Origin of the sequence: uncultured Nostoc sp., assembly GCF_964245445.1 — a bacterium.
Classification (GTDB): Bacteria; Cyanobacteriota; Cyanobacteriia; order Cyanobacteriales; family Nostocaceae; genus Nostoc.
Genome location: NZ_CAXTNE010000444.1, coordinates 1 through 3,953 on the forward strand (window position 1 = coordinate 1; position 3,953 = coordinate 3,953).

Sequence of the window (3,953 nt, forward strand, 5' to 3'; positions counted from 1 at the left end):
CCCCACTCCCCACTCCCTACTCCTACTCCCTACTCAACGCTGTTAGTAAGCGTTGGTTATCAGACTCTTCACGTATAGCAACCCGGAAAAAGCGATCGCCTAGTTCTTTAAAACTAAGGCAATCGCGGATTAAAATCTGGTGATGCTTGAGTAATTGTTGCTGTAACTGCAAAGTAGACTCTTGGGATTCAACCAGTAAAAAATTAACAGCGCTTACTTGGGGTTGCAATCCTGGTATTTCAGCCAAACCCTGAAAGAGTTGGTTTCGTGCAGGTGGTAGCCATGCCCAGGTTTGCTGCTGAAACTCCGTATCCTGGAGTGCCGCAATTGCCGCCGCGGCCGCTAGCGTGTTTACGGGCCAGGGGTCACGCCATAGCTGCCATTTAGCTAGGCAGTCGGGGTGTGCGATCGCATATCCTAATCGCAGTCCAGGAAGACTGTAAAATTTGGTCAGCGATCGCAATACTACTAAATTCCGATATTCTTGCACCACCGAAATTAGGCTTTGTTCCTCATTGGGCGACACAAAATCCATGAATGCTTCATCCACCACAACCAAAGCAAATTGCTCCAAGTAGGGCAAAATAGAGTCCCGCGAAAATATTTTTCCAGTTGGGTTGTGGGGATTATTCAGCAATAGCCCTTTGTCCTTTGTCAATGACAAATGACCAATGACCAATGACCAATGACCAGTGACCCTTCGGGTTCGCAGTTGCTCATGGGGGAAACCCCCAAGACCGCACTGGCTCACCAATGACAAAGGACACTCCAGCACATTAGCGTTGTACGACTTCAGGGTTCGGTAGTAGTCGCCAAAGGCTGGAGTTATTAAAATTGTCGCGGCTAATTGGGCTAATTCCCTACCTATAAGAGTGAGTAATTCTGCGGAGCCGTTACCCGGCAGAATCCACTCAGGCGGCAATTGATGGAAGTGACTGAGAGCTAGTCTCAGTTCACTATAGTTTGGGTCTGGATAGTGCTTAAGATTACCAATTTGGGACAGGATAGCAGCGATCGCGCTATTTGGAGGCCCCAACGGGCTGATGCTAGCAGAAAAATCCAGAATAGCATCAGGGGGACAGCCAGCCAGTGCTGCTGCCCAGGCTAAATTCCCCCCGTGTGCAGGTTGCCGCATTAAAAAAGGGTTCCCGAAGACAGAACCTATGCTTTTGGGGGTGCTACCTTTTCTCTAAACAGTTTTCCTGCCGAGAAGGCAGGAACCCTCGTGGCTGGAATTTCCATTTTTTCATTTGTTTTCGGGTTGCGACCTTCGCGGGCTTTACGTTCCCGTGATTCAAATGAGCCAAATCCTACCAATGTTACCTTATCACCAGAGGAAACCGCTTCAATAATCGTTTCCAAAGCAGCAGTTAAGACTGCATCCGCTTGTTTCTTGGTAACACTAGCTTTTTCAGCTACGGCATCAACTAATTCACCTTTGTTCATGTCAAACTCCTGAAGGTTTACTTGAGATTCTTTACGGATGCATCATGATACATCTGTACTGAAATCTTTGTTTGCGAAAATACAAAAATCATCCTTTGGGAGTAGCTTTACTCAAAACGGCTGTACATCCCATCGGCTCGACTTTTCAATGAATCATTCTAAGGTGTTGTAGCCTGATGTGGATAGATGAAACCATTAATTTATATAGATTTCAGGATTTTTTGTAATTTTAGGGTACTTGTTTCACTGAAAACCACCCAAAAAGTAGGAAAAAATACCTAGTAAATTCCACAATCGCTAAGAAAATAGGGGAATGAGGAGGTGGGAGATGGTCAGCATTTGTTGGGATTTATTACCGATCTTGAAGAGTTATTGCTGAGATTAATTAATATTTATGAAAAATAGTTTGTAATAAGCACTTTAGTGCTTAATAAATAAGGACTGAAGTCCTTACTACGAACTTGCTTACCCATCAATCCAAATATTCATGCAGTCAATTAAGCAAAGTCTGTGCGCCGCGCTGCAAATAAAAGACAGGCTTGGATATCTTCTGGTTCTAAATCAGGAAAATCTTTTAAAGATGCTGGCTGAACTCACATTTTCAGCCAGCATCTTTAAAATATCACTTACACGGATTCGTATTCCTTTAGTACAAGGGCGACCTTCGCATTGCCCAGGATTTTAGGTAATTCGACTCATGAGGCTAGCTTTAGTCATGATTTTACTGTTTCCCACCAGAAATTTTTTGTTGCACCCAAGCCCGAAAAGCACGGGTAGTAGCAATTTCCCCATTCTTCTTCGCTTCTTGGATAAACCGAGGAATCTCCTTCACCGACACAGGCGCAAAAGTAGGGCTGGTTTCGACTTCTGAATATTGTCCACCTGCAAGGGTGTAGACTCGTAACACACTGCCGTTATAACGCCAAAATTCTGGGACTCCCATCGCAGCATAAAGCCTCAGCTTGTCTATCGCAGACCTGGAATATTCCACCTCTAGCACCAGGTCAGGAGGTGGGTCGATTGCTATGTCAATATTTTCTTTATGTCGAACTAGGGCTTCATTTTGAATATAGTAGCTACTATCTGGCTCGGCTCCCTTCTCTAAATCATCTCGCGTTAAAGTTAGCGAACCAGCGCGTCTAATTTCCCAGCCCAACTCTTCGCACAGGACAACAACAAAACCTTCAATTACACGGTTTGAGTTCTCGTGCGGCATTTGTGGGGTGATAATTTCTATCGTTCCATTGTCATAAGCAAATCGGGAATTACGTTCTGAACCCATTTCAGCTAGCATGGTTTTAAATGTTTGCCAGCTAATGTTTTGCAGTAAAACCCTATTTTCTGCGGATGTTTTTATTGCCACCATAGTTTAATTCTCCGCAACAAATCTTTTCCAGTACTGTATCTTTTAATATTACTGTTAAGGCTGAACGTAAGAAAGCGATATGATCGAAACGACTACTAGGGGTAATAGATTATGACTCAAGCCATACCAAAACTAGTAACCTTTGAAGATTTTGCAGCGTGGCGACCCGAAGGTGGAAGATATGAATTACATGATGGAGTGATTGTTGAAATGGCACAACCAGTAGGAGACCATGAGGATATTGTCGGGTTTTTGGTTGAAAAAATTACTATTGAGTACGTTCGTAATGGTCTACCTTATACAATTCCCAAAACTGTGCTGGTAAAACCAACTAATTCGGAATCTGGCTATTCCCCAGATGTGCTATTACTCAATCGCCCTAATTTAGTGAATGAACCGCTATGGAAAAAAGAATCAACTGTAAGTCTTGCAGCATCAATTCCCTTAGTAGTTGAGGTTGTTAGTACCAACTGGGATGATGACTACTACACAAAACAGGGTAAGTATGAGGGTATTGGAATTCCTGAATACTGGGTTGTAGATTATCTCGGTCTAGGCGCTAAAAAGTTCACTGGCAATCCTAAACAGCCTACTATATCTATTTATCAATTAATCGATGGTGAATACCAGGTTACTCAATTTAGAGGCACTGACCGCATCCTATCGCCTACTTTCGCGGAATTGAATTTAACAGCCGAACAGATTTTTCAAGCTGGAGGTCTACCAACGTAGCCACAACCCTACTTGCTGTTTTATACTACTAAACAATGTCAGTTCAATAGGCGTAAATATGAAAATTAAAGAACAACTTATCGAGGAAATTCAACCAGCACCAGATGCACTTTTGACTGAAACACTTAATTTTTTACGTTTTTTGAAAACAAAGCAAAACCAAGTACAACCAACACAACATCAAGTAGAATTTGCTAGTCATACTACTGTTAATTCCACAGGAAGCTCACTTCTAGAACATCTAAAAACTATAGGTACTTGGAAAGGTGATGACTTAGAGGAGTGTCTGAAGCTAGTAATTGCTAGCCGTGGTCAAGCAGAGTTTAATGAAGATAATCCTTTTGAATAATGTACCTAATACGAAGTTGCCGAAGATAGTATCGTTACATTTCGTTATATTGAACACAAC

General features: G+C 42.6%; 6 protein-coding genes. 2 read left to right on the forward strand and 4 right to left on the reverse strand.

The window, feature by feature from the left end; genetic code table 11:
* Nucleotides 1–22: 22 nt before the first annotated feature.
* The 4 genes from cobD to ACFE90_RS36880 form a co-directional block, all read right to left on the reverse strand.
* Entirely contained in the window at nt 23–1,135 is a 1,113-nt protein-coding gene (gene cobD / locus ACFE90_RS36865) for a threonine-phosphate decarboxylase CobD (protein ID WP_375507188.1), read from the reverse strand.
* 26 nt (nt 1,136–1,161) lie between these two features.
* On the reverse strand, nt 1,162–1,446 hold the full coding sequence (locus ACFE90_RS36870; protein WP_010998076.1) for an HU family DNA-binding protein: 285 nt from the start codon (nt 1,444–1,446) through the stop codon (nt 1,162–1,164).
* Between the two features lie 561 nt (nt 1,447–2,007).
* Nucleotides 2,008–2,088: a hypothetical protein gene (locus ACFE90_RS36875; protein ID WP_375507192.1), complete on the reverse strand. Its 81-nt coding sequence runs from the start codon at nt 2,086–2,088 to the stop codon at nt 2,008–2,010.
* Between the two features lie 79 nt (nt 2,089–2,167).
* Nucleotides 2,168–2,812, reverse strand: a complete 645-nt coding sequence (locus ACFE90_RS36880) for a Uma2 family endonuclease (protein WP_375507189.1) — start codon at nt 2,810–2,812, stop codon at nt 2,168–2,170.
* A gap of 111 nt (nt 2,813–2,923) precedes the next feature.
* On the opposite strand from ACFE90_RS36880, the gene ACFE90_RS36885 reads away from it, so the two are divergent.
* On the forward strand, nt 2,924–3,544 hold the full coding sequence (locus ACFE90_RS36885) for a Uma2 family endonuclease (RefSeq protein ID WP_375507190.1): 621 nt from the start codon (nt 2,924–2,926) through the stop codon (nt 3,542–3,544).
* Nucleotides 3,545–3,602: 58 nt separating this feature from the next.
* Nucleotides 3,603–3,893 (forward strand): DUF2281 domain-containing protein, encoded by a 291-nt coding sequence (locus ACFE90_RS36890; protein WP_375507191.1) that lies wholly within the window; start codon nt 3,603–3,605, stop codon nt 3,891–3,893.
* Nucleotides 3,894–3,953: the final 60 nt, after the last annotated feature.

What these genes read in the sequence shown, in the direction of transcription:
- cobD (WP_375507188.1), bottom strand. Translation starts at nt 1,135, where the DNA reads ATGCGGCAACCTGCACACGGGGGGAATTTAGCCTGGGCAGCAGCACTG.
- ACFE90_RS36880 (WP_375507189.1), bottom strand. Translation starts at nt 2,812, where the DNA reads ATGGTGGCAATAAAAACATCCGCAGAAAATAGGGTTTTACTGCAAAAC.
- ACFE90_RS36890 (WP_375507191.1), top strand. Translation starts at nt 3,603, where the DNA reads ATGAAAATTAAAGAACAACTTATCGAGGAAATTCAACCAGCACCAGAT.
- ACFE90_RS36870 (WP_010998076.1), bottom strand. Translation starts at nt 1,446, where the DNA reads ATGAACAAAGGTGAATTAGTTGATGCCGTAGCTGAAAAAGCTAGTGTT.
- ACFE90_RS36885 (WP_375507190.1), top strand. Translation starts at nt 2,924, where the DNA reads ATGACTCAAGCCATACCAAAACTAGTAACCTTTGAAGATTTTGCAGCG.